The sequence below is a fragment of the Curtobacterium sp. VKM Ac-2861 genome (assembly GCF_013204965.1).
In the GTDB taxonomy this organism is placed as follows: Bacteria; Actinomycetota; Actinomycetes; order Actinomycetales; family Microbacteriaceae; genus Curtobacterium.
Genome location: NZ_JABMLA010000004.1, coordinates 222,049 through 245,489 on the forward strand (window position 1 = coordinate 222,049; position 23,441 = coordinate 245,489).

The window sequence follows — 23,441 nt, forward strand, 5'->3', positions numbered from 1 at the left end:
CCGTCCCGCCGGGTGCGCGAAGCGGCGATCCCGTTCCGGGCGCGCGACGCACCGACGGGGTCACTACACTTGGGGCCGATATGGCTGAGTACATCTACCAGATGGTCCGCGCCCGCAAGGCGGTCGGCGACAAGCTGATCCTCGACGACGTCACGATGTCGTTCCTCCCCGGCGCCAAGATCGGCGTCGTGGGACCGAACGGTGCGGGCAAGTCGACGATCCTGAAGATCATGGCCGGTCTCGACCAGCCGTCGAACGGTGAGGCGAAGCTCACGCCGGGCTTCACCGTCGGCATCCTCATGCAGGAGCCGGAGCTCGACGAGACGAAGACCGTCCTCGAGAACGTCCAGGAAGGCGTCGGCGAGATCCACGCGAAGCTCGCCCGCTTCAACGAGATCTCCGCACTGATGGCCGAGCCCGACGCCGACTTCGACGCGCTCCTCGCCGAGATGGGCACGCTGCAGGAAGAGATCGACGCCGCCGACGCGTGGGACCTCGACTCGCAGCTCGAGCAGGCCATGGCCGCGCTCCAGTGCCCCCCGGGGGACGAGCTCGTCACGCACCTGTCCGGCGGTGAGAAGCGTCGCGTCGCGCTCTGCAAGCTCCTGCTCCAGAAGCCCGACCTGCTGCTGCTCGACGAGCCCACCAACCACCTGGACGCCGAGAGCGTGCAGTGGCTCGAGCAGCACCTGCAGCAGTACCACGGTGCCGTCCTGGCCGTGACCCACGACCGGTACTTCCTGGACCACGTCGCCCAGTGGATCGCCGAGGTCGACCGTGGTCGCCTCTACCCGTACGAGGGCAACTACTCGACGTACCTCGAGAAGAAGCGTGCGCGCCTCGAGGTGCAGGGCAAGAAGGACGCGAAGCTCGCGAAGCGCCTGTCCTCCGAGCTCGACTGGGTCCGCAGCAACACCAAGGGTCGTCAGGCGAAGTCGAAGGCCCGTCTCGCCCGGTACGAAGAGATGGTCACCGAGGCCGAGCGCACCCGCAAGCTCGACTTCGAGGAGATCGTGATCCCCGTGGGCCCGCGTCTGGGCTCGCAGGTCATCGACGCCGAGAAGCTGCACAAGCAGTTCGGTGAGCGCGTCATCATCGGTGACCTGTCGTTCACGCTGCCCCGCAACGGCATCGTCGGCGTCATCGGCCCGAACGGTGTCGGCAAGACGACGCTGTTCAAGACGATCGTCGGGCTCGAGCCCCTCGACGGCGGCACGCTGAAGATCGGCGACACCGTCGACATCTCGTACGTCGACCAGAGCCGTGGCGGCATCGACCCGAACAAGAACCTGTGGGAGGTCGTGTCCGACGGGCTCGACTACATCCAGGTCGGCAAGACCGAGATCCCGTCCCGCGCCTACGTCTCGCAGTTCGGGTTCAAGGGCCCGGACCAGCAGAAGCGTGCCGGCATCCTGTCCGGTGGTGAGCGCAACCGTCTGAACCTCGCGCTGACGCTCAAGCAGGGCGGCAACCTGCTGCTCCTCGACGAGCCGACGAACGACCTGGACGTCGAGACCCTCGGCAGCCTCGAGAACGCCCTGCTCGAGTACCCCGGTTGCGCCGTGGTCATCACCCACGACCGGTGGTTCCTCGACCGCATCGCGACCCACATCCTGGCGTGGGAAGGCCTCAACGAGGACGGCACGCCGAACTGGTACTGGTTCGAGGGCAACTTCGAGGCGTACGAGGAGAACAAGATCGAGCGCCTCGGTGCCGACGCCGCGAAGCCCGGGCGCGCGACGTACCGCAAGCTCACCCGCGACTGACCCGCGTGGCGAGACTGCACGCTCCCATCCGCATGCGGTGGAGCGACATCGACGCCTACGGACACGTCAACAACTCCGCGATGCTGCGCCTGCTCGAAGAGGCGCGCATCGTGGGGTTCTGGGGTCCGGACGCGGGTGAGCTGTCGGCGGACGGCAGCCTGCCCGAGCCGATCATCGACGGTCGGCCGGGCTCCGGCACGATGACAGTGATCGCCGGACAGCGCCTCGAGTACCTCGCGTCGATCCCGTACCTGCGCCAACCGCTCGACATCCAGATGTGGATCGGGCGGCTCGGTGGGGCGAGCGTCGACGTGTCGTACGAGGTCTGGTCGCCGGTCGGGCAGCAGCCGGCCGAGCTCTACACCCGGGCGACGACCGCGCTCGTCATGGTGGACGCCGCCACGAACCGACCTCGGCGGCTGACCGCGGCCGAGCGTGCGGCGTGCGAGCAGTACCTCGAGGCCCCGGTGGAGTTCAGCCGCCCGTAGGGACCCGCATCATGCCCTCCTGCGCCACGGTCGCCAGCAGGCGTCCGTCGCGGGAGAACATCCGGCCGAACGCGAGCCCCCGGCCGCCCTGGGCGCTGGGGGACTCCTGCGTGTACAGGATCCACTCGTCGGCCCGACCGTCGCGGTGCCACCACATCGCGTGGTCGAGGCTGGCGCTCTTCACGCCGGGCGTGCCCCAGGCGACGCCGTGCCGCCGCATGATCGGTTCGAGGATCGACAGGTCGCTGGCGTACCCGAGGACCGCACGGTGCAGCGCCGGGTCGTCCGGCAGGTCGCCCTGCACACGGAACCAGACCGCCTGGTGCGGCACGTGCTCGCCCTGCACGTCGACGAACACCGGTCCCTCGACGTGCCGCAGGTCGATCGAGCGCTCGGCCCAGGCCTTGGCGACGGGGTGGTCGATGGTGGACAGGATCGACGCGGCGGACGGCAGCGACTCCGGTGACGGCGTGTCCACCGGGTACGGGTCCTGGTGCTCGACCCCGGTGTCCGGCACCTGGAACGACGCGATCATCGAGAAGATCGGAACTCCGCGCTGGTAGGCCTGCACGCGCCGTGTCGCGAAGGACCGGCCGTCGTGGATGCGTTCGACGCCGAAGGTGATCGGCACGTCGATGTCGCCGGGGCGCAGGAAGTACCCGTGCATCGAGTGGATGTCACGCCCCTCGATGGTGGCCTGCGCAGCGACGATGCACTGGGCGAGCACCTGGCCGCCGAACACCCGCCCGCCGGGGGACCAGTGGTTCGCGCCGGTGAGGATCGTCTCTCCCGTGCTCGCACCGGTGTCCTCGAGTCGGAGTGTCCGCAGGAAGTCGGGTTCGCCGTTCACGTGGTGCAGTCTACGAACACAGGGTGCGCCGGTAGGATCGGTTCGACATGGGCACCTCGTTCACGCTTCCCGACGCCGCCTCCCTCGGGGACCTCCGCACGTACCTCGGACGTGCCGCTCGGATCGAGGACGGTTCGGTCCGGTTCATCGCCGACTCCGGTGTCCTCGCGGTCTACACGGCGATCCTGTACCCCCTCGGACTCCTCGACGAGCTGCCGACGGTGCTCGGCCTCCGCACGTTCTCGCTCACCGAGCCCGCGACGATCGACGCCGTGGTGCCGCTGCAGTCCCTGCTCGAGCGGCTCCGGCTCCTCGCCGAGGCACAGGACGCCGAGCACGCCGACGGCGCCGACCCGACGCGGGCCACCCCGATCGAGGTCGAGCTCCCGCACGAGGTCCACACCGTGACGTGGGCGGCGATCTCCCCGCCCCGTGGCGGATGGGTGCCGCTGCCCGACGTCTCGCCGGAGCTGCTGCGCCGCGCCACCCGTGACGGCATCGCCGAGGTCGCGGACGCCGTCCCGACCAACGCGGGCGAGGCGATCATCCGCAAGGTGCGATCCGAGGTCTGGGGCCGTCCGGTGCCGGGCATCGAGCACCTGCCCGCTGGTGCAGGCTTCGCGGGGGAGAGCCTCGGCTTCCTCGGGCACGACCCGGTCCGCCTGTTCGAGACGGGTCCGTGGAGCCGTCTGACGACGTCGCGCGGGCACGTGCTCGTCAAACGCCGCGCCTGGACCCTGAACCTGTAGCGAACGTCACGTCCTGGCCAGGTGGTTGGCTGGCCGCATGCACGTCTTGCTCACCGGTGCGTCCGGGTACATCGGTTCCTCTGTCCTCCGCGCCCTCGTCGCCCACGGGCACGGGGTGACCGCCATCGTCCGCTCCGACGAGAAGGCGCAGCACGTGCGTGACGCCGGTGGGCACGCCATCGTCGGGGACGTCACCGACACCGAGGTCGTCGAACGACTGGTGCACGAGACCGATGGCGTCGTCCACACGGCGTCCGCGCCCGACGTCGACCCGGACTTCACCGCGACGGTCCTTCGCGCGTCCGCCGGCACACCGAAGCCGTTCGTGCACACCGGCGGCATCTTCACGTTCGGCAACTCGACGGACATCTCCGAGCAGTCGCCGATCGATCCGCCCGAGCTGACGTCGTGGCGCACGGCGAACGAGGCTGCCGTGCGGGCGAGCGACGTGCGGACCACGATCGTCGCCCCGGGCATCGTGTACGGGCGAGGTGCCGGCATCCCCGCGATGTTCGTCAGCGACGGCACCCAGCCGGTCACGCTGGTCGGTGACGGCTCGCAGCGCTGGACCACGGTGCACGTCGACGACCTCGGCGAGCTCTACGTCCTCGCGCTGGAGCGTGCCGAGCAGGACGGGTACATCGTCGCCGCGACCGGGGACAACCCGACGGTGCGCGAACTCGCCGAAGCGGGGGCGCACGGCGCACCGGTCGTGGCCGAGAGCGTCGATGCTTCGCGCGAGCGACTCGGTGGGGCCTTCGCCGACGCGCTGCTCCTGCACCAGGAGGCGTCCGGAGCCCACGCCCGCTCCGCCTTCGGCTGGAACCCGACGCACCCGTCCCTGGTCCAGGACCTCGCCACCGGCTCGTACGCGCGCTGAGGACGACGAACGGCCCTCGACGACGGCGTCAGCGCCGCCGAGGTTCCACTACACGCCGCGCGCCGTTCGCTGAGGTTCCACGAACGGCACGAGGCGGCGCCGAGATGTGCAGATTTCGGAACCTGGGCGGCAGTCGGAACCTGGGCGGCAGTCGGAACCTGCGCGGCTGAAGAGCAGGCGTCAGTCGAAGGTGTTCGTCATGGCGTGCGCGGCGCGGTCGAGGTACGCCCAGAGCTCGGCCTCGTCGAGGGGTGCGAGCTGCAGGGACTCGACGGCCTCGCGCATGTGGTGCAGCCAGCGCTCGCGGGCCTCGGACGTGATGCGGAACGGGTTGTGCCGCATCCGGAGCCGGGGGTGTCCGCGTTCCTCGCTGTAGGTGCCCGGCCCGCCCCAGTACTGCTGCAGGAAGGCCGACAGGCGCCAGATCGCGCCCTCGAGGTCGTCGGCCGGGTACATCGGCCAGATGACGTCGTCCTGCTGCACGCCCTCGTAGAAGCGGCGCACGAGCCGGTCGAAGGTCGGGGCGCCACCGATGCGGTCGAAGAGCGATCCGGTGGCCGAGACCCCGTGCTCGCCGACCCGCAGCGTGATCGGCTGTGCCGGAACACCCGGCACGCCGGGCACGCCGGGCATGCCGAGGCCAGCCCCGCCGGGACCGCTGCTCGGAGGTGTGGGATCGGTCACTGGGGGTCCTTCCCGCCGTCGTGGTGGTCGTCGGTCCGGATGGGTTGCCCGAGCACGTTGCGCTTGGGGCGGCGCGGCTTGGTCGGTGCCGGGGTGGGACGCGTCTGCACCGACCGCAGCCCGTTGATCGAGGTCGCGTTCTCCCAGCCCTCGGGCATGATCATCGCCATCGCCGGCAGGGTGACTCCGATCTCGTCGACGGCGTGCTTCAGGCGGGCGCGGAGTTCGCGGCCGACGACGTCGAGTTCGGAGGCGCGGGTCTTCACGACGAGGCGGAACACCATGCCGTCGGGGGAGACCGACTGCAGCCCCCAGATCTCGGGCTTCTCGACGATGCGCTGGCGCCAGCGGGGCTCCTGCGACATGGTGACGGCGGCCGCGAGCAGGGCGTCCTGCACGGCGTCGATGTCGGTGTCGTAGGGGACGGTGATGTCGACGAGGACGCGCGACCAGCCCTGGGACAGGTTGCCGACGCGCAGGATCTGCCCGTTCGGCACGAACCACAGGATCCCGTTGACGTCACGCACCTGCATGACACGGAGTCCGACGTTCTCGACGACGCCGGTGGCCTGCCCGGTGTCGACGACGTCGCCGACGCCGGCCTGGTCCTCGAGGATCATGAAGATGCCGGAGAGCAGGTCCTTCACGATCGACTGCGCGCCGACGGCGAGGCCCGCGGCGACGAGCGACGCGCCACCGACGATGCCGACGGCGGCGTTCGGCACCAGGAGCGGGATGATCACGACCAGGGCGATCACCACGACGATGACCGTGGCCAGGTTCTGCAGGACACTCCCGAGTGTGCGGGTGCGCTGCACGACGCGTGCGGTCTGCACCGGCGACGCGATGAGCGCCTGCGTGTCGGTCGCTCCCTGTCGCTTCTTGACGCCGGAGACAACGCGGTCGACGACCTGACGGATCACTCGGCGCAGGATCAGCCGGAGGATGATCGCGACGAGGATCGTGATCACGATGACGATCGCGTCGTGCCAGGTGGTGACGAAGTCGGTGAAGGCGTTGGAGACGGCCTTCGTGGTCTCATCGGTGGTTGCAGCGAGGCTCATGATCCGGTCGATGCTAGAGGGCGGGGCCTCGGCGTTCCATGAGGAACGCCAAGACCCCGCCGATCAGTCACTCGAGCTCAGGCGTCGGCAGCCTGCACCCGGAGCGCACGCTCCGTGCCCGCGACGCTCTCGGACACGATGCGCCGCAGCGCCGGGGTCTCCGGGTGCGCCTCGAGCCACGCGTGGGCGGCGTCGCGGAGCTCGGCCGACGCGAGCGGCGCCGGGTAGAGGCCCGAGACGATGGTGTCGGCCATGTGGTAGCTGCGCTCGGCCCAGATGCGGGTGAGTACCTCGAAGTACTTCGGCACGAGGCCTTCGAGCACGACGGGGCTGTTCACGTGCTGGAACCCGACCGTGGTCTGGCGCACGATCGCGTTCGGCAGCTCGGAGGAGTCGACGAGCGATGCGAAGGCGGCCAGCTTGCCCTCGGCGGTCGGGATCGTCGCACGGGCGCGGGCCGCGGCCTGCTCACCCGACGCGGTCTTGTCGGCCGCGAGTTCGGCGTCGACCTCGGCATCGGAGGCGGCACCGGCGAGCACGAGGCCCTCGAGCAGCTCCCAGCGCAGGTCGGTGTCGATCTCGAGCCCGTTCAGTGTGACCGAACCGTCGCGCAGCCCCTGCAGGGTGGCGACGTGCTCGGGTGTCGACGCGATCTGCGCGAAGAACTTCACGAACTGGAACTGGGCGTCCGAGCCGGCCTCGGCCGAGGCCGCGAGCTGCCAGAGCGTCTCGCCCACCGTGCGGACCGTGGCGTCGACCTTCGACGGCGCCACGTAGTTGCGCGTCGTCAGGAGCAGCTGCGACAGGGTCGTGCGGATGGTCGTCGACTCGGACTCGGTCGCGATGTTGCCGAGCGCGAGCCGGACGTAGTCGCTGGCGGGCGATTCGGCGTCGCGCGTGGCGTCCCACATCGCACCCCACACGATGGAGCGGGCGAGCGGGTTCGCGATGGCCGCGAGGTGCTCGATCGCCGTCGTGCGGGACTGCTCGTCGAGACGGATCTTGGCGTAGGCCAGGTCGTCGTCGTTGAGGAGCACGAGGTCGCCGCGCTGCACGCCGACGAGCTCGGGGACCTCGGTGCGTGCGCCGTCGACGTCGATCTCGACGCGGTGCACGCGCTCGAGCTTGCCGCCGGACGACGCGGTGTCGGCACCGAACGGCGCGGAGTCGTCCGTCCCGAAGGAGTAGACGCCGATGGCCAGACGGTGCGGGCGGAGCGTCGGGTAGTCGGCCGGCGCTTCCTGCAGGACGGAGAACGAGGTGATCGCGCCGGACGCGTCGACCTCGATCTCCGGGCGGAGCGTGTTGACGCCCGCGGTCTCGAGCCAGAGCTTCGACCACTCGGACAGGTCACGGCCGCTGGTGGCCTCGAGCTCGACGAGCAGGTCGCGCAGCTCGGTGTTCGAGTGGTGGTGCTTCTTGAAGTAGGCCGAGACGCCGGCGAAGAACGCGTCGATGCCGACCCACGCCACGAGCTGCTTCAGGACGGAACCGCCCTTGGCGTACGTGATGCCGTCGAAGTTGACCTGGACGTCCTCGAGGTCGTTGATCGTCGCGACGATCGGGTGGGTCGAGGGCAGCTGGTCCTGGCGGTATGCCCAGGACTTCTCCATCGCCTGGAACGTGGTCCAGGCCTCGGTCCACTCGGTGGCCTCGGCGGTGGCGATCGTGGAGGCCCACTCGGCGAACGACTCGTTCAGCCACAGGTCGTTCCACCACTTCATGGTGACGAGGTCGCCGAACCACATGTGGGCGAGCTCGTGCAGGATCGTGACGACCCGGCGCTCCTTGATGGCGTCGGTCACCTTCGAGCGGAAGACGTAGGTCTCGGTGAACGTGACCGCGCCCGCGTTCTCCATCGCGCCGGCGTTGAACTCCGGCACGAAGAGCTGGTCGTACTTCTCGAACGGGTACGGGACGTCGAACTTCTCCTCGTAGTAGGCGAAGCCCTTCTTCGTGGTCTCGAAGACGTACTCGGGGTCGAGGTACTCGGCCAGCGACTTGCGCGCGAAGACGCCGAGCGGGATGGTGCGGCCGTCGCTGCTCGTGAGTTCGTCGCGGACGACCTCGTACGGGCCGGCGATGAGCGCGGTGATGTAGCTCGAGATGGTCGCGGTGGGCGGGAAGGCCCAGGTTGCGTTCTCACCGTCGACGTGGGGCTCGGGCGTCGGGGAGTTCGACACGACCTGCCACCGTGACGGCGCCGTCACGGTGAAGGAGAACTGTGCCTTGAGGTCGGGCTGCTCGAACACCGCGAACATGCGGCGCGAGTCGGGGACCTCGAACTGGGAGTACAGGTACACCTCGTCGTCCACGGGGTCGACGAAGCGGTGCAGGCCCTCGCCGGTGTTCGTGTACAGCGCGTCGCTGACGACCACGAGCTCGTTCTGCTCCTGCAGGTCGTCGAGCTGGATGCGGACGCCGTCGTTCACCGCGGCAACGTCGAGCGCCGTGTCGTTCAGGGTGACGGAGTGCACGGTCTTCGTGATCGCGTCGATGAACGTGGACGCACCGGCGGTCGCGGTGAAGCGCACGCGGGTGGTGCTGCCGAACGTCTCGGCGCCGCGGGTCAGGTCGAGCTCGACGTCGTACGTCTGCACGCTGACGATGCCGGCACGTTCCTGGGCTTCGGTTCTGGTGAGGTTCTCTCCGGGCACGCAACGCTCCATCTTCGCTGAGGACGCGGACGATCGTGGTCCGCGAGGGGGAGTCCCGGCACGGCGTCGTGCACCGGCGGGACGGTCATCCCCAGCCTAGCGACGCCGCGTACGCTCGGAGCGTGAGCGAGACGACTGTGGACAAGACGACGGAACACACGACGGAACACACGACGGAACACCCGACCGAACGCACCACCGTGGAGTTCTGGTTCGACCCGAACTGCCCCTGGGCCTGGATGACGAGCCGCTGGGTGGGCGAGGTCGCCGAGCACCGCGACCTCGACGTCACGTGGAAGGTGATGAGCCTGTTCGTCCTGAACGAGGACCAGGACATCCCCGACGAGTACCGCGAGCGCATCCACAAGGGGCAGCTCTACCCGCGCATCGTCACGGCGGCGCGGCTCCGGCTCGGCCAGGACATCGTCAAGCCGCTCTACGACGCCCTCGGTGAGCACATCCACCACCGCCAGGAGCAGGACCCCGACCAGGTGGTCCCCGCCGTGCTCGCGGAACTCGGCCTCGACGCCGACCTGCTCGACTACGCCTGGACGGACGAGGTCGACGCCGCCGTGCGTGTCAGCCACCAGGACGGCATCGACCGCGTCGGACAGGACGTCGGCACGCCCGTCATCGCCGTCGCCGGCACCGCGTTCTTCGGCCCGGTCATCTCCCCGGCACCCAAGGGCCAGGAAGCGCTCGACCTGTGGGACGGCGTCGTCGCCGTGGCGAAGTACCCCGGCTTCTTCGAGCTCAAGCGCTCGCGCACCGTCGGCCCGGTCTTCGACACCACCGCCTGACGCTCCGGCAAGCGGACGGGAGGCGCGGCTCGCCCCCGCCCCCGCCCCTCGGCTCGCGTCAGGCGAGGGGCAGGCGCATGAGCGTCAGGTCCAGCCAGCGGTCGAACTTGCGTCCGACCTCGGGCACGACCGCGACCGTGCTGAACCCGAGCTTCTCGTGCAGCGCGATCGACCCGGTGTTCGTGCTGCAGATCCCGGCCATCATGACGTGCCGGCCCTCGGCGGTCGCCCGCTCGACGAGCGACCGCATCAGGGTCGAGGCGATGCCCCGACCGCGGAACGACTCGACCACGTAGACGCTGTGCTCGACGGTCAGCCGGTACCCGTGGTGCGGCCGCCACTGCGAGTACGTGGCGTACCCGGCCACGGTGCCGCCGACCTCGGCGACGAGCACCGGGTACCCGTCGCCCTGCCGCTCGGCCAGCCAGCCGTCGAAGTAGGCGCGGGGGTGCGGGGTCTCCTGCCAGATGGCGGTGGAGTGCAGCACGGCGTCGACGTGCAGGGCGTGCACGACGTCGAGGTCGCCGGGTCCGCAATCGCGCACCACGACCGGATCCGTCCCGCTCGTCGCATATGCTGTCGTCATGTCTCACATCGTAGACGACGAGCCGGGTCTCGCGGAACGTGCCCTCGGCGAGCGCCTCCAGCGCCTGCGCACCGAACGCAAGTGGAGCCTCACCGAGCTCGCCGAGGAGTCCGGTGTCTCCCGCGCGATGATCAACCGCGTCGAGCGCGGGGTGTCGAGCCCCACCGCGACGATCCTCGGCCGGCTCTCCGGCGCCTTCGGCCTGACGATCTCGCAGCTCCTCGACGAGGCCCTCGAGCACGAGGTGCCCAGGGCGACCGACCCCGACGACGCACGCGGCATCCAACGCGGCGCGACCGCGGAGTCCTGGACCGATCCCGACACCGGGTACCGCCGCCGTCCGGTCTCGAGTGCGGCGTTCCCCGCGGACGTCACCGAGGTGCGCCTCCCGGCCGGCCGCGAAGTGGCCTACCCGGCGTCCGCCTACGCGTTCCTGCGGCACTGCATCTGGGTGGTCGACGGCGTGCTCGAGCTCGTCGTCGGCGGCGAGCCGACGCGGCTCGCCGCGGGGGACCGGATCGAGCTCGGTGACCCCGCCGACGTGGTCTACCGGAACCCGGGCGAGGGGCCCACGCGGTACGTCGTCGTGGTGGTCCGGGGGCAGTAGTCGCAGGAATAGGATCGGTTCCATGCGCATCCACCTCGGAACGGACCACGCCGGCCTCGAGTTCAACCAGACCCTCGCAACGCACCTGACCGAAGCCGGTCACGAGGTCGTGGACCACGGACCGACCGAGTACGACGCGCTCGACGACTACCCCTCGTTCTGCATCAACGCCGCGCACGCCGTGGTGCAGGACCAGCGAGCCGGCGTCCAGGCGCTCGGCGTCGTGTTCGGCGGCTCCGGCAACGGTGAGCAGATCGCCGCGAACAAGGTCGAGGGCGTCCGCGCAGCGCTCGTCTGGAACGAGTCGACCGCACTCCTCGCACGCCAGCACAACGACGCCAACGTCATCTCGATCGGTGCGCGCCAGCACACCGAGGACGAAGCGATCCGCTTCGTCGACCTGTTCATCGCCGAGCCGTTCTCGGGCGAGGAGCGTCACGCGCGCCGCATCGCGCAGCTGGCCGAGTACGAGCAGACGGGGCACATCGCCGGCAAGCAGATCGACGGCTCGGCCGAGTAGACAGGTCCCATGCCCGAGGGTCACTCCGTCCACCGAATCGCCAACCAGTTCACCCGGCACTTCGTCGGCAAGCGCTGCGAGGTGTCCAGTCCGCAGGGGCGGTTCGCCGCCGGGGCCGCTCAGCTCGACGGCAAGCGGATGATCGCCGCCCGTGCCGTGGCGAAGCAGATGTTCCTCGAGTTCGAGGGCGACCTGTTCCTGCGCGTCCACCTCGGGCTCTACGGCGCGTGGGACTTCGCCGGCGACCTGTCGACCGCCACGGCGCTGTCCGCCGACGACGACGGCGAGGAGTCCCTCACGTCGATCGGCGCACCCCGACTGGCGCGGTACCGGATGGCCGAGCAGGAGAAGGTCGAGGACCCGATCGAGTCCTTCCCGCCGGACCCCGTCGGCCAGGTGCGCGTCCGGATCCTGACCGAGGACACCGTCGCCGACCTGCGCGGCCCGACGGCCTGCGTGGTGGAGACCCCGGCCGAGGTGCAGCGTGCCCTCGACAAGCTCGGCCCCGACCCGATGAACGACGACGGTCCCGAGGCCGAGAAGACGTTCGTGGACAACGTCCGGAAGCGGAACGTCGCCATCGGCCAGCTGCTCATGGACCAGTCCGTGGTGAGCGGCATCGGCAACATCTACCGGGCCGAACTGCTGTTCCGGCAGCGCATCGACCCGTACAAGGTCGGCAAGAAGATCACCGTCAAGCAGGCGAAGGCGCTGTGGGCGGACTGGTCGAAGCTGCTGCACGACGGCGTCCGCGACGGCCTGATGATGACGATGGACGGCCTGTCCGACGCCGAGTACAAGAAGGCGCAGCGGTCGCGCAAGGACCGGCACTGGGTCTACCACCGCCAGGGTGAGCCCTGCCGGGTGTGCGGCACCGAGATCCGGGTGGCCGACATGGCCGGTCGGAAGCTCTACTGGTGCCCGAAGGACCAGAAGTAGCGCGCTTCAGAGCTCTGAGTACGTGAACCGTCCGGCGATCGCGGTCGCGAGCACCCGCATCGACCGCAACGAGGACGACGACGCCGCCAGCGGGTCCGACTCGACGAGCACCAGGTCTGCGACGTCGCCGACCGCGACGCTGACCCGACCGTCCGTGGACCCCTGCCACGCGGCGAGCGCGGAGAGCCGTTCGGCGGGGTGCCACGGGTCGCGGCCGTCCCGGTCGCGTCCGACGGCCGCGGCCATCGAGATCCACGGGTCGAGCGGCGCGACGGGGGCGTCCGACCCGAGCAGCAGCCGGGCGCCGGCTCGGGCGAGCGACGCGAACGCGAAGGCACGGTCGGTGCGACCGGCCCAGTGCCGGTCGGCGATGTCGCGGTCGTCCATGGCGTGCTCGGGCTGCACCGAGGCGGCCACCCCGAGCCTGGCGAACCGGTCGACGTCGGTGTCGACGAGCAGTTGCGCGTGCTCGATGGTGCCGCGGGCGCCGACGGCTTCGAAGACGTCGAGCGCGAGGGTGTTCGCGCGGTCGCCGATGGCGTGGATGGCGGGGACGAGTCCGGCGTCGACGGCTCGGCGGGTGATCGCGACGAGGTCGTCGAACTCCCACGCCAGCACGCCGGAGCCGTCGGTCATGGCTGCGGTCCGGGTGCCGAGCGAGCCGTCGGTGACGACCTTGAACGGCCCCATCGTGAGCAGGCCGCGGGTCCGGTCCACGACGTCGCCGGTGCGGAGTCCGCGGTAGATCGCCGCGTCGAGTTCGGCCGGGTAGACGCCGGACGCCACCCGGAGTGCGTCGGTGCCGGCGTGGATCCGGCGCGCCCAGCGGTCGAGGCCGAAGCGCATCTCGAGGTCGACGATGCCCGTCACACCGCGCGCGGCAGCGGCCTCCGCGGCGTCGGCGACGTACCCGTCGAGCAGGTCGTCCGGCACCTGCGAGAGCGCACCGGTCACGTCGAAGGCGTCCTGCTCGCGCAGGATCCCGTCGTCACCCGCCTCGAGCGGCCGGCCGACGAGTGCGGAGAAGTGCGCGAGCGCGAGGGCGTTGCACCAGACGGCGTGCAGGTCACCGCTGATGACGACGGTCGGGAGGCCCGGTGCGGCCTGGTCGAGCAGCTCGCGTCGTGCGGGGGTCGGCCACAACCCGTCGCGGTAGCCGTGTCCGATCAGCACGCGGTCCGGCACCCCGGTCCGCGCGACCGCGGCGAGGAGGTCGGCGGTCGACTCCGCGGAGTCGCAGCCGGAGACGTCGACGCGGCGGCGCACCAGCGCCCACTGGTCGAAGTGCGTGTGGTGGTCGCGGAGGCCGGGGCCGAGCCAGGCGCCGGCGGCGTCGACGACCTCGGTGTCGGGGCCGGCGGGGTCGAGCGTGCCGGCCGGCGCGATCTCGGTGACCAGGCCGTCGGTGATGCGGACGTCGGCAGGGGCCCCGGAGGTGCCCACCCTGCGGACGGTGCGGAGCAGGATCTCGGTCATCGCGCCTCCCGGCTGTCCGTCGTGGGCCCGACGGACCGGACCCGCTCCATCTCGTCGGCGAGCGCCGGCGACGCGTAGGGGCCGTCGCCGCGCAGCCCCGCGATGATGCGGTCGACGACCTCGGGGGCCTTGTTCTGGGAGAGCTTCGCGCGGGCGTCGAACCGGGTGACCCGGATCCGGATGCCGACGGTGCCCTTCGCCATCCGGCGCGCGGTCTCCTCGTCGATCTCGAGGGACACCGGCTCGGGCATGACGCGCTCGAAGTGGTCGACGAGCTCGCCGAGCACCCGGAAGTTCTCGTCGTCGGACAGCAGCTCCGGCGTGCCCCACAGGTGGGCGGTCACGTGGTTCCAGGTCGGGACGAACTGCTCGGGCGGATACCAGGCGGGGGAGACGTAGCCGTGCGGACCCTGCACCACGACCAGGACCTCATGGCGGCCGAGTTCGTGCGCGAGTTCGTCGGGGCGGCCGACGTGCGAGACGAGGACGACCTGGTCGGGGTCGTCGTCCGGCCCCGGTGTCTCGAGCAGGAACGGGTAGTGCGACGCGACGATCCCGGCGTCGGTGTGCGACACGATCGTGGCCCACGGGTTGCCGGCGACGAGGCGCTTGACCTCGTCGACGTCCGTCATCAGGAAGTGGGGTGTGTGCCGCATGGTCCGAGCGTGGCACACGGCCCCGGTCGAGCGCGACACCTGTCGTTTCGCAAGTGTTTCAGAACGGTAAAAGTTTCAGAGTTCATTGAAAGAAGCATTGTGCCGGGTGCTCGAACGGGCCTAGCTTCACTCATCAACGACGACCCGAGGAGACCCCCATGCGACGCAGGACCATCGCCGCCCTGGCCACGGCAGCCACACTGGCGCTCGTGGTGACCGGCTGTTCGGCGAGCGGCACGGCCGACTCCGCCGGCGGATCGAGCCTGGTGTACGCCACCGGCGAGCCCGACCACCTGACGCCCGGACGACAGACCGTCGCGTTCGACCAGGTGCAGAGCCTGTTCGCACCGCTGACGCAGACCGACGCGAAGGGCGAGCTCCACGACGTCGCCGCGAAGAGCGTCGAGAGCGACGACGCCACCACGTGGACCATCACCCTCCGGGACGGCTGGACGTTCCAGAACGGCGAGGCCGTCACCCCGGAGAGCTACGTGAAGGCCTGGAACCACGTCGCCTACGGCCCCAACGCGTGGGAGAACAGCGGGCAGCTCGCCGCGATCGTCGGGTACACGGACCTCAACCCGGCGAAGGGCACCCCGAAGACGAAGGAGATGTCGGGGCTGCAGGTCACCGGCAAGGACACCTTCACGGTGACGCTCACCCACGCCGACAGCCAGTTCCCGCTGCAGCTCAGCCAGGCCCAGACGGCGTTCTACCCGATGCCGTCGGCCGCCTACGAGGACCTGAAGGCGTACGACGAGAAGCCGATCGGGAACGGCCCCTACGAGATGCAGTCGGCGTGGAAGGCGGACAAGGAGTTCACCGTCACCGCGTGGAAGGACTACGAGGGCACGAAGCCGGTCACCAAGGACGTCACGTTCCGGAGCTACTCCGACATGAACACCGCCTACACCGACGTCCTCGCGGGCAACGCCGACGTGCTGTTCCTGCCGACCGACAAGATGACGAGCGCGAAGGCCGACTTCGGCGACCGACTGCACTCCTTCGACGCCCCCGGCATCGACTACCTCGGCTTCCCGCTCTGGGACGACCGGTACTCCGACCCCGACGTCCGTCGCGCGATCTCGATGTCGATCGACCGCGACGAGGTGAACACGGCAATCTACGGCGGCCTGTACGAACCGGCCACCGCACTCACGCCCCCGTCGATGTCCGGCACCGAAGAGGGCATCTGCGGCGACGCGTGCGAGTTCGACCCCGCGGCGGCGAAGCAGCTCCTGGCGAAGTCCGGCGGCTTCGACGGCACGATCACGCTCGTCTACCCCGGCGGCAGCGGCCTCGACTCGCTCTACGAGGCGTACGCCAACCAGATCCGGCAGAACCTGGGCGTCGACACCGTCGCGAAGGCCACCACCGACTGGGCCTCGTACTACTCCGAGCTGACGGACAAGAAGGTCGCCGGCCCGCACTTCGGTCACTGGGGTGCGCTGTACATCAGTCAGCAGAACACCCTCCGCGCCCTGTTCACCCTGGCCGGAGGCTGCTCGCCCTGCACCGGGTACTACCAGTCCGACACCGTCGACGCGCTGCTGGCGAAGGCCGACTCCGCCGGCTCGCAGGACGAGGCGAACGAGTACTACACGAAGACGCAGGAGGCCGTGCTCGAGGACTTCCCCGTCGTCCCGACCTTCTTCGACAAGTACTCGTACGTCACGAGTGACAAGGTCACGAAGCTCCCCGCGGTCGCCGGCAGCCCGGTCGTCGCGCAGATCGCCGTGAAGTAGGGCACCACCACATGGACCAGCGCACCATCCTCCGCCTGGCGGCCGAGGTCCCCGACCACGACGGCTTCCCGCTCGTCGACGACCTGCACGCCCGGTTCGACGCGCTCGCAGCGTCCCACCCGGACCAGGTCACGGTCACCCGGATCGGCACCAGCCGGCTCGGCGAACCACTGCACTCCTACCGGATCGGCACCGGGTCGCACGGCGCCGTCGTGGTCGGCGGCGTGCACCCGAACGAACCGATCGGTTCGTGGACGGCCCTGCACCTCGCCGAGACGGTGCTCACCGACGACGACGCCCGTGCGCTCGACGTCACCTGGCACATCGTCCCGACGATCGACCCGGACGGCATGCGGCTCAACGAGGCGTGGTTCCACGACCCGCACGACCGGGTGTTCTACTCGCGGCACTTCTACCGCCCGGCACCGGACAGCCAGGTGGAGTGGACGTTCCCGAACAGCCACAAGTCGGTGTACTTCGACCAGGTGCTGCCGGAGACGCTCGCGTTCATGCGGCTCATCGACGACACCGAGCCGGACCTGCTGGTGTCGCTGCACAACGGCGAGATGGGCGGGGTCTACTACTACCTGTCCGAGGACCTGCCCGACGTCGTCGACACCCTGCACGCGGTCCCCGCCGCGCTCGGGCTGCCGCTCGACACCGGGGAGCCCGAGTCGCCGTTCCTGCGCGAACTCGCCCCCGCGGTGTTCGCGATGGACGGGATCGAGACCGCGTACGACTACCTCGAAGGACTCGGGGTCGACCCGGGCGAGCACATCCACGGTGCGTCGAGTGCGGCGTGGGCGATGCGGCACGGAGCACTGTGCATGGTGGCCGAACTGCCGTACTGGAGCCACCCGGACGCCGACGACCAGACCTCGACCGACGAGTCCTACGCCGACCTGCTGCGGCGCTGCTCCGCCGAGCTCGGCGCCTCGGGCGAGGAACTCCAGCAGCTGCTCGACGAGGCGTCTCCGATGCTGTCGATCGCGTCGCCGTTCCTCGAGGCATCGCGGGCCTTCGTGCCGATGCTCGTCGGCACGGCGGACACCGACCGCCGCCGGGCCGACCGCGAGCCGGCCGACCGGCGGGCCACCGTCGCGGAGCGCTTCGGCTGCGAGGACCTGGTCCGCTGCTTCCGGCTGCGCTACGGCGGCATGCTGCTCCGCGCGTTCGAGGCGGAGACCACCGCCGGTACGGCGTCCGCGCCGCTCCGGCGCCTGCGCGACCGCCTGGCGGAGCGCTACGCGCACTGGCAGGCGGACGCCGCCACCGAGGCGGACCCGATCCCGGTGCGGAAACTGGTGGGGGTGCAGTACGGGGCGATCCTCGCCTGCGCGAGCCACGTCGCCGAAGGCGACGACGGAAGGCACAGTGCGGACCCGACCCGCGCCTCCCGTCCGCCCCTGGTCACCACGAGCAGGTCGGGAGGCGCGTGATGCGTCCGACGCTCGCCGTCGGTCGTCGGCTCGGCGGCCTGGCCATCGTGTTCCTCGGGGTGACGTTCCTCATCTACGCGATGACGTTCGCGCTGCCCGGTGACCCGATCCGGGCGCTCGGCGGCGACCGGCCGCTCAGCGACGCGGTCGTCCGCACGCTCCGGGCCGAGTACCACCTGGACCAGCCGCTCTGGCTGCAGTACGTGCAGTACCTCGGCGGACTGTTCCGCGGCGACTTCGGCACCGACTTCAACGGGCAGTCCGTCGGCGAGCAGATGGCCTCGCGGTGGCCCGTCACGATCACCCTGGCGCTCACCGCGTGGGCCCTCGAGATCGTCCTGGGCATCGGGCTCGGGGTGCTCTCCGCCCTGAAGCGCGGGACCGCCCTCGACAAGACGGTGCTGGTCGGCACCATCGTCGTCGGTGCGATCCCGGTGTTCGTCCTCGGCGTCGCCCTGCAGCTCGTGTTCTCGGTGCGGCTGCACTGGTTCCCGGTCGCCGGCGTCACCGCGGGCTGGCCGACGGCGTACATCCTGCCGGCGTTCGTCATCGCGCTCTTCGGCCTCGCAGCGGTGTCCCGGCTCACCCGCACCTCGATGATCGAGACGCTCGACGCCGACTACGTCCGGACCGCACGGGCCAAGGGGCTCGCACCCGGTCGGATCGTCGGCGTGCACGTGATGCGGAACTCGCTCATCCCCACCGCCACCTACCTGGCGACCGACCTCGGGTACCTGATGGGCGGCACCGTGATCATCGAGGGCATCTTCAACCTGCCCGGCGTCGGGAACCTGCTGTTCCAGGGCATCCGGTCGCACGAGGGCGCCGTCGTCGTCGGCATCTCGACCGCGCTCATCCTGGTGTTCCTCGTCACGAGCGTGCTCGTCGACCTGCTGCACGCCGCCCTCGACCCCCGCGTCCGGACCGGAGCAGCCGCATGACCACCTCAGCGCTCAGCGCCACCGTCGAACCCGTCGTCGGCGGTCGCCGCCGACCCCTGTTGGCCGCGGCCCGGACCCCCGGCTTCTGGGTCCCCGCTTCGGTCCTGGTCGTCGTGCTGCTCGTCGCGTCGTTCCCGCAGCTGTTCGCCGGACTGTTCGGCCACGGCGACCCCCGGGTGTGCGACCTCGGGCAGAGCGGCGCCTCGCCGACCAGCGGGCACCCGTTCGGCTTCGACCTGCAGGGCTGCGACGTGTACGCCAACGTCGTGTACGGCACCCGGTCGTCGATCGCCGTCGCGGTGCTCACCACCGTGCTCGCCGGCATGGTCGCGGTCGTCGTCGGGACGATCGCCGGCATGGTCGGCGGCTGGGTCGACGCCGTGCTCGCCCGCCTGACCGACGTGTTCCTCGGCTTCCCGTTCCTGCTCGGCGCCGTCGTGGTGCTCAACAGCGTGGGGGAGCGGTCCGTGCTGACGGTGTCGCTCGTGCTCGCGCTGTTCGGGTGGCCGACGATGGCCCGGCTCGTGCGGTCGAGCGTCCGCAGCGTGCGGAACGCCGAGTTCGTGCTCGCCGCCCGCACGATGGGGCTGTCCACCTGGCGGATCACCACCCGGTACGTGCTGCCGTCGTCGATCTCGCCGCTGCTCGTGCTCGCGACCATCACCGTCGGCGGCGTCATCGTGTCCGAGTCGTCGCTGACCTACCTCGGCATCGGGCTCGAGAGCCCGGCGATCTCGTGGGGGCTGCAGCTCTCCGCCGCGACGTCGCAGTTCCTCCGCGCCCCGCACATGCTCATCGCACCCGCGGCGTTCCTCGCCGTCACGGTGCTCTCCGTCATCGCGCTCGGCGACACGCTGCGCGCCGCGCTCGACCCGCGTCGGCGCTGACCGGCACGGTGCACGCCGCGTCGCGGTGGGCACCGTCGCGACCGACGCGCCAGACTCGAACCACCGCCCTTCGAAAGGACCACCGTGACCGACACCCTCTCCGCGTACCGGAAGACCCTGCCCTACATCCACGAGTGGGTGTCGTACAAGGTCTGGCAGCTGCGGGTGCCGGGCGTGCAGGTCGCCATCGGGTTCGGCGGCGAGGTGCTGTTCGACGAGGCCTGGGGCTACGCCGACGTCGAGGCCGGGCGTCGCCTGACCACCACCGACCTGTTCCGCATCGCCTCGCACTCGAAGACCTTCACCGCGACGGCACTGCTCCAGCTCGCCGAGCGCGGGTCGCTCCGGCTCGACGACACCGTCGGCACGTACGTCCCGGCGCTGGTCCACGGCGGCTCCCCGCTCGCCGACGCCACGATCCGTGAGCTCATGGAGATGGGCGCCGGGGTCATCCGCGACGGCCACGACGGCGACTACTGGTCGCTTCTGCGCCCGTTCCCCGACGAGCAGGAGCTGCTGGCACTCGTGCTCGACCGCGGCCAGAAGGTCCCCACCGGGTCGTCGTTCAACTACTCGAACCTCGGCTACTCGCTGCTCGGGCTCGTCATCGCCGCGGTCTCCGGGCAGTCCTACAACGACTTCGTCCGCGAGTCGATCACCGAACCCCTGGGCCTGCGGAACACCGGCCCGGACTGGGACCCCACGCGCGCCGACGACTTCGTGGTCGGGTACACCGGGTTCCACACCGCGCGGCAGCGGCAGCGCATCGACCACGTGGACACCCACGCCATGGCCGCCGCCACCGGGTTCCACGGCACCGCCTCCGACCTGGTCAAGTACTTCTCGCAGCACGTCATCGGGGCCGGCAGCCTGCTCGACGACCACTCGAAGCGACTCGCGCAGCGCAAGGCCTGGAGCGCCACCGACGACCCGGCCGCCCGCGGCTACGGCGCCGGGTTCATCGTCGACCGCATCGGCGGCCGCGACGTCCGCGGCCACTCGGGCGGGTTCCCCGGGCACATCACGCAGTCGCTGTTCGACCCGGCGTCCGGACTCGTCGTGTCCGTCATGACGAGCGCCGCCGCCGGGCCCGCCACCCTCATCGCCACCGCCGTCGTGCAGATGCTCGACGCCGCGGCGGACACGTCCGCGCCGGGCACCCCCGTGCCCGACGACGTCGACACCGCCGCGTACACCGGACGCTTCGCCAACCCGTGGGGCGTCAGCGACATCGCCCGCATCGGCGACCGGCTCGTCGAGGTCGACCCGTCCGGACCCGAACCGCTCGACACCCCGACCCGGCTCGAGGTCGTCGACGCGGACACGCTCCGGATGACGCACGGCAACCGCTTCGGCTCGGTCGACGAGGACATCACCTTCACGCGCGACGCCGACGGCGCCGTCCGGTCGATCCGCGCCGGCGGTGGCATGACCGAGGAACCGTGGACGATCCCGACCGAGTCGCCCGAGGTCGCGGCAGGGCTGGCACCGTGAGCGACGTCGACGGTCGGGGCGTCGGTGTCGGGCACGACGACGTCGTGCTCGAACCCGAGCGTCAGGCGTTCGTCGAGGAGTTCGCCCTCATGCTCAACGACGGTGCGGGCATGGCGCTCACCGACGCCCGCGTGCTCGGCTACCTCATGATGACCCGCGCGCCGCACTCGTCGTCCGCCGATCTCCAACGCGCGCTCGGCGCCAGCTCGGGTTCGGTCTCGATGGCGACGCGCCGGCTCGTCGACTCCGGGTTCGTGAAGCGGCAGATCGTCGCCGGCGAGCGCAGCCACTACTTCCGCGCCGAGGCCGACGTCTGGGGCTCCTGGCTCGCCGGGGAACGGAAGTACCTCGACCGGCAGCGCGACATCATCGGACACGGCCTGGCGGTGGTCGAGCACGCCGGCCGCACCGGGGCGGGCGACGTCGACGCCGAGGTCCGCGAGCGCCTGCTCAACGGCCGCGACTACATGCAGTGGTTGCAGGGCCACCACCACAAGATGCTCGAGGACTGGGAGGCGTTCAAGGCCGCCCGCGACCGCACCGACCGCTCGGAGACCCCATGACCGACGTCCTGACCGTCGACCACCTGTCCGTGACCTTCGACGTCGACGGCGCCGAGGTCCGCGCGGTCGACGACGCCTCGTTCACCGTCGGCCGCGGCGAGGTCGTCGCCGTCGTCGGGGAGTCCGGATCCGGCAAGAGCATGACCGCGATGACGGCGATGGGGATCGCGCCGGACGGCGCGCGGTCCTCCGGCAGCATCCGGCTCGGCGACCTCGAGGTGCTCGGCACCGACGAGCGCACCCTGCGCGGGGTCCGCGGCCGCAGCGTGTCGATGATCTTCCAGGACCCGTCGGCCGCGCTCAACCCGGTGTTCACGGTCGGGTTCCAGCTGGCCGAGGCCGTCCGCCGCGCCGACGCGTCGCACGACCGCGCCGCCGTCCGGCACCGTTCGCTCGAACTCCTGCGTGCCGTCGAGGTGCCGGAACCCGAACGCCGGCTCGGCCAGTACCCGCACGAGCTCTCCGGCGGACAGGCGCAGCGGGTGATGATCGCGATGGCGCTCGCCGCCGACCCCGACCTGCTCATCGCCGACGAGCCGACGACCGCACTCGACGTCACGGTGCAGGCCGAGGTGCTCGACGTCCTGCGTGCGCTGCGCGGACGCACCGGCACCGCGATCCTCCTCATCACCCACGACATGGGCGTCGTCGCCGACATCGCCGACCGCGTGGTCGTCATGCGCCGCGGTCGCGTCGTCGAGACGGGCACCGTCGCCGCGGTCTTCGCCGCACCGTCCGCCGACTACACCCGTGACCTGCTCGCTGCGGTCCCACGCATGGGCACCGAGGTCGGCCGGGAGGCGCGGGTCGACCCCGTCACGGAGGCTCCATCGATCGTCCTCGACGTCCGGCACCTCGTGGTCGAGTACGGCGGTGCACTGCGCGGGCGGTTCCGCGCGGTCGACGACGTGTCGTTCACGGTCGGTCGCGGTGAGATCGTCGGACTCGTGGGCGAGTCCGGCAGCGGCAAGACCACCATCGGCCGCGCCGCCGTGGGGCTCGCACCGATCACGTCCGGTTCGGTCGTCGTCGAGGGCACCGACGTGGCAGTCGCCCGGCGAGCAGCGCGCCGGGAGATGCGGCGACACGTCGGCGTGGTCTTCCAGAACCCGCTCCGGTCGCTCAACCCGCGCTACACGGTCGGACAGACCGTCGCCGAGCCGCTCCGGCAGATCCTGCGCCTGCCGTCGGCCCAGATCGACGAACGGGTGGACCGGCTGCTCGCCGACGTCGGCCTGGACGGCGGGTACCGCGAGCGCTTCCCGCACGAGCTCTCCGGCGGACAACGGCAGCGCGTCGCGATCGCCCGCGCCGTCGCACTCGACCCCGCACTGCTCATCGCCGACGAGCCGACGAGCGCCCTCGACGTCTCGGTGCAGGCCCGGGTGCTCGACGTCTTCCGTGAGCTGCAGGAACGCCTCGGCTTCGCGTGCCTGTTCGTCACCCACGACCTCGCCGTGGTCGACACGCTGTGCGACCGGGTCGTCGTGCTGCACGGCGGGAAGGTCGCCGAGCAGGGGAGTCGCGACGCCATCCTCCGGTCGCCGCAGGACCCCTACACGCGTCGACTCATCCAGGCCGCGCCGGTGCCGGACCCGGACGAGCAGGCAGTGCGCCGATCCGAGCGCCTGGCGGCACGGGCCGGCTGAC

At 70.7% G+C, this 23,441-nt stretch carries 22 protein-coding genes; 15 read left to right on the plus strand and 7 right to left on the minus strand.

Going from position 1 to position 23,441, the window contains the following annotated elements:
* Nucleotides 1–80 precede the first annotated feature (80 nt).
* Entirely contained in the window at nt 81–1,766 is a 1,686-nt protein-coding gene (gene ettA, locus HQQ88_RS11995; RefSeq protein WP_111086790.1) for an energy-dependent translational throttle protein EttA, read from the plus strand.
* Between the two features lie 32 nt (nt 1,767–1,798).
* Entirely contained in the window at nt 1,799–2,254 is a 456-nt protein-coding gene (locus HQQ88_RS12000; RefSeq protein WP_123673308.1) for a thioesterase family protein, read from the plus strand.
* On the opposite strand, the gene HQQ88_RS12005 is transcribed toward HQQ88_RS12000, so the two are convergent.
* On the minus strand, nt 2,241–3,104 hold the full coding sequence (locus HQQ88_RS12005; protein WP_123294002.1) for an acyl-CoA thioesterase II: 864 nt from the start codon (nt 3,102–3,104) through the stop codon (nt 2,241–2,243). The two genes, HQQ88_RS12000 and HQQ88_RS12005, sit on opposite strands and share 14 nt — an antisense overlap.
* Nucleotides 3,105–3,151: 47 nt before the next feature.
* Between HQQ88_RS12005 and HQQ88_RS12010 the strand changes: the two genes are divergently transcribed.
* Both HQQ88_RS12010 and HQQ88_RS12015 read left to right on the plus strand, forming a co-directional pair.
* The gene (locus tag HQQ88_RS12010; protein ID WP_111086787.1) at nt 3,152–3,853 is read left to right on the plus strand and encodes a hypothetical protein; all 702 of its coding nucleotides are present in this window, start codon (nt 3,152–3,154) and stop codon (nt 3,851–3,853) included.
* 37 nt (nt 3,854–3,890) lie between these two features.
* Complete coding sequence (locus tag HQQ88_RS12015) at nt 3,891–4,733, plus strand: NAD-dependent epimerase/dehydratase family protein (RefSeq protein WP_173169551.1); 843 nt, start codon at nt 3,891–3,893, stop codon at nt 4,731–4,733.
* Nucleotides 4,734–4,913: 180 nt separating this feature from the next.
* Here the strand turns inward: HQQ88_RS12015 and HQQ88_RS12020 are convergent, their stop codons facing one another.
* The 3 genes from HQQ88_RS12020 to pepN all read right to left on the minus strand — a co-directional run bounded on the left by HQQ88_RS12020 (nt 4,914) and on the right by pepN (nt 9,138).
* On the minus strand, nt 4,914–5,417 hold the full coding sequence (locus HQQ88_RS12020; RefSeq protein ID WP_279388202.1) for a globin: 504 nt from the start codon (nt 5,415–5,417) through the stop codon (nt 4,914–4,916).
* Nucleotides 5,414–6,481, minus strand: a complete 1,068-nt coding sequence (locus HQQ88_RS12025; RefSeq protein WP_123938881.1) for a mechanosensitive ion channel family protein — start codon at nt 6,479–6,481, stop codon at nt 5,414–5,416. Before HQQ88_RS12025 ends, HQQ88_RS12020 begins: the two co-directional genes overlap by 4 nt.
* Before the next feature lie 77 nt (nt 6,482–6,558).
* Nucleotides 6,559–9,138: an aminopeptidase N gene (gene pepN, locus HQQ88_RS12030; RefSeq protein ID WP_173169552.1), complete on the minus strand. Its 2,580-nt coding sequence runs from the start codon at nt 9,136–9,138 to the stop codon at nt 6,559–6,561.
* 200 nt (nt 9,139–9,338) lie between these two features.
* On the opposite strand from pepN, the gene HQQ88_RS12035 reads away from it, so the two are divergent.
* Nucleotides 9,339–9,938 carry a DsbA family protein gene (locus HQQ88_RS12035; protein WP_367917017.1) on the plus strand — a complete coding sequence of 200 codons (600 nt, stop codon included), beginning with the start codon at nt 9,339–9,341 and terminating at the stop codon, nt 9,936–9,938.
* A 58-nt stretch (nt 9,939–9,996) separates the two neighbouring features.
* On the opposite strand, the gene HQQ88_RS12040 is transcribed toward HQQ88_RS12035, so the two are convergent.
* Entirely contained in the window at nt 9,997–10,524 is a 528-nt protein-coding gene (locus HQQ88_RS12040; protein WP_134194110.1) for a GNAT family N-acetyltransferase, read from the minus strand.
* Here HQQ88_RS12040 and HQQ88_RS12045 point away from each other — a divergent pair.
* Genes HQQ88_RS12045 through HQQ88_RS12055 form a run of 3 tightly spaced genes read left to right on the plus strand, consistent with a single transcriptional unit; the run spans nt 10,523 to nt 12,590 of the window.
* The gene (locus HQQ88_RS12045) at nt 10,523–11,131 is read left to right on the plus strand and encodes an XRE family transcriptional regulator (RefSeq protein WP_123673322.1); all 609 of its coding nucleotides are present in this window, start codon (nt 10,523–10,525) and stop codon (nt 11,129–11,131) included. The genes HQQ88_RS12040 and HQQ88_RS12045 overlap by 2 nt on opposite strands.
* 22 nt (nt 11,132–11,153) lie before the next feature.
* The gene (locus tag HQQ88_RS12050; protein WP_123293994.1) at nt 11,154–11,651 is read left to right on the plus strand and encodes a ribose-5-phosphate isomerase; all 498 of its coding nucleotides are present in this window, start codon (nt 11,154–11,156) and stop codon (nt 11,649–11,651) included.
* Nucleotides 11,652–11,660: 9 nt separating this feature from the next.
* Nucleotides 11,661–12,590 (plus strand): Fpg/Nei family DNA glycosylase, encoded by a 930-nt coding sequence (locus HQQ88_RS12055; protein WP_123293993.1) that lies wholly within the window; start codon nt 11,661–11,663, stop codon nt 12,588–12,590.
* Nucleotides 12,591–12,596: 6 nt separating this feature from the next.
* On the opposite strand, the gene HQQ88_RS12060 is transcribed toward HQQ88_RS12055, so the two are convergent.
* Nucleotides 12,597–14,066, minus strand: a complete 1,470-nt coding sequence (locus HQQ88_RS12060) for an amidohydrolase family protein (RefSeq protein WP_173169554.1) — start codon at nt 14,064–14,066, stop codon at nt 12,597–12,599.
* Nucleotides 14,063–14,722: an FMN-binding negative transcriptional regulator gene (locus HQQ88_RS12065; protein WP_123938875.1), complete on the minus strand. Its 660-nt coding sequence runs from the start codon at nt 14,720–14,722 to the stop codon at nt 14,063–14,065. Before HQQ88_RS12065 ends, HQQ88_RS12060 begins: the two co-directional genes overlap by 4 nt.
* A 158-nt stretch (nt 14,723–14,880) precedes the next feature.
* Here HQQ88_RS12065 and HQQ88_RS12070 point away from each other — a divergent pair, with 158 nt between their 5' ends.
* The 7 genes from HQQ88_RS12070 (at nt 14,881) to HQQ88_RS12100 (ending at nt 23,440) form a co-directional block, all read left to right on the plus strand.
* Nucleotides 14,881–16,467, plus strand: coding sequence for an ABC transporter substrate-binding protein (locus HQQ88_RS12070; protein WP_216834645.1), 1,587 nt, complete (start codon nt 14,881–14,883; stop codon nt 16,465–16,467).
* An 11-nt stretch (nt 16,468–16,478) separates the two neighbouring features.
* Complete coding sequence (locus HQQ88_RS12075) at nt 16,479–17,906, plus strand: M14 family zinc carboxypeptidase (RefSeq protein ID WP_173169555.1); 1,428 nt, start codon at nt 16,479–16,481, stop codon at nt 17,904–17,906.
* The gene (locus HQQ88_RS12080) at nt 17,906–18,847 is read left to right on the plus strand and encodes an ABC transporter permease (RefSeq protein ID WP_123341105.1); all 942 of its coding nucleotides are present in this window, start codon (nt 17,906–17,908) and stop codon (nt 18,845–18,847) included. Before HQQ88_RS12075 ends, HQQ88_RS12080 begins: the two co-directional genes overlap by 1 nt.
* Nucleotides 18,844–19,734, plus strand: coding sequence for an ABC transporter permease (locus HQQ88_RS12085; protein ID WP_111086776.1), 891 nt, complete (start codon nt 18,844–18,846; stop codon nt 19,732–19,734). The genes HQQ88_RS12080 and HQQ88_RS12085 overlap by 4 nt, the downstream gene beginning before the upstream one ends.
* 84 nt (nt 19,735–19,818) lie before the next feature.
* Nucleotides 19,819–21,228, plus strand: coding sequence for a serine hydrolase (locus HQQ88_RS12090; RefSeq protein ID WP_367917014.1), 1,410 nt, complete (start codon nt 19,819–19,821; stop codon nt 21,226–21,228).
* The gene (locus tag HQQ88_RS12095) at nt 21,225–21,791 is read left to right on the plus strand and encodes a GbsR/MarR family transcriptional regulator (RefSeq protein WP_131845425.1); all 567 of its coding nucleotides are present in this window, start codon (nt 21,225–21,227) and stop codon (nt 21,789–21,791) included. The genes HQQ88_RS12090 and HQQ88_RS12095 overlap by 4 nt, the downstream gene beginning before the upstream one ends.
* Nucleotides 21,788–23,440, plus strand: coding sequence for an ABC transporter ATP-binding protein (locus HQQ88_RS12100; protein ID WP_173169556.1), 1,653 nt, complete (start codon nt 21,788–21,790; stop codon nt 23,438–23,440). Before HQQ88_RS12095 ends, HQQ88_RS12100 begins: the two co-directional genes overlap by 4 nt.
* The last annotated feature ends 1 nt before the right edge of the window (nt 23,441 follow it).

Coding starts and splice junctions, on each gene's coding strand:
- HQQ88_RS12075 (WP_173169555.1), top strand. CDS start 16,479: ATGGACCAGCGCACCATCCTCCGCCTGGCGGCCGAGGTCCCCGACCAC.
- HQQ88_RS12045 (WP_123673322.1), top strand. CDS start 10,523: ATGTCTCACATCGTAGACGACGAGCCGGGTCTCGCGGAACGTGCCCTC.
- HQQ88_RS12050 (WP_123293994.1), top strand. CDS start 11,154: ATGCGCATCCACCTCGGAACGGACCACGCCGGCCTCGAGTTCAACCAG.
- HQQ88_RS12080 (WP_123341105.1), top strand. CDS start 17,906: ATGCGTCCGACGCTCGCCGTCGGTCGTCGGCTCGGCGGCCTGGCCATC.
- ettA (WP_111086790.1), top strand. CDS start 81: ATGGCTGAGTACATCTACCAGATGGTCCGCGCCCGCAAGGCGGTCGGC.
- HQQ88_RS12015 (WP_173169551.1), top strand. CDS start 3,891: ATGCACGTCTTGCTCACCGGTGCGTCCGGGTACATCGGTTCCTCTGTC.
- HQQ88_RS12100 (WP_173169556.1), top strand. CDS start 21,788: ATGACCGACGTCCTGACCGTCGACCACCTGTCCGTGACCTTCGACGTC.
- HQQ88_RS12000 (WP_123673308.1), top strand. CDS start 1,799: ATGCGGTGGAGCGACATCGACGCCTACGGACACGTCAACAACTCCGCG.
- HQQ88_RS12085 (WP_111086776.1), top strand. CDS start 18,844: ATGACCACCTCAGCGCTCAGCGCCACCGTCGAACCCGTCGTCGGCGGT.
- HQQ88_RS12025 (WP_123938881.1), bottom strand. CDS start 6,481: ATGAGCCTCGCTGCAACCACCGATGAGACCACGAAGGCCGTCTCCAAC.
- HQQ88_RS12070 (WP_216834645.1), top strand. CDS start 14,881: ATGCGACGCAGGACCATCGCCGCCCTGGCCACGGCAGCCACACTGGCG.
- HQQ88_RS12010 (WP_111086787.1), top strand. CDS start 3,152: ATGGGCACCTCGTTCACGCTTCCCGACGCCGCCTCCCTCGGGGACCTC.
- HQQ88_RS12060 (WP_173169554.1), bottom strand. CDS start 14,066: ATGACCGAGATCCTGCTCCGCACCGTCCGCAGGGTGGGCACCTCCGGG.
- HQQ88_RS12040 (WP_134194110.1), bottom strand. CDS start 10,524: ATGACGACAGCATATGCGACGAGCGGGACGGATCCGGTCGTGGTGCGC.
- HQQ88_RS12055 (WP_123293993.1), top strand. CDS start 11,661: ATGCCCGAGGGTCACTCCGTCCACCGAATCGCCAACCAGTTCACCCGG.
- HQQ88_RS12065 (WP_123938875.1), bottom strand. CDS start 14,722: ATGCGGCACACACCCCACTTCCTGATGACGGACGTCGACGAGGTCAAG.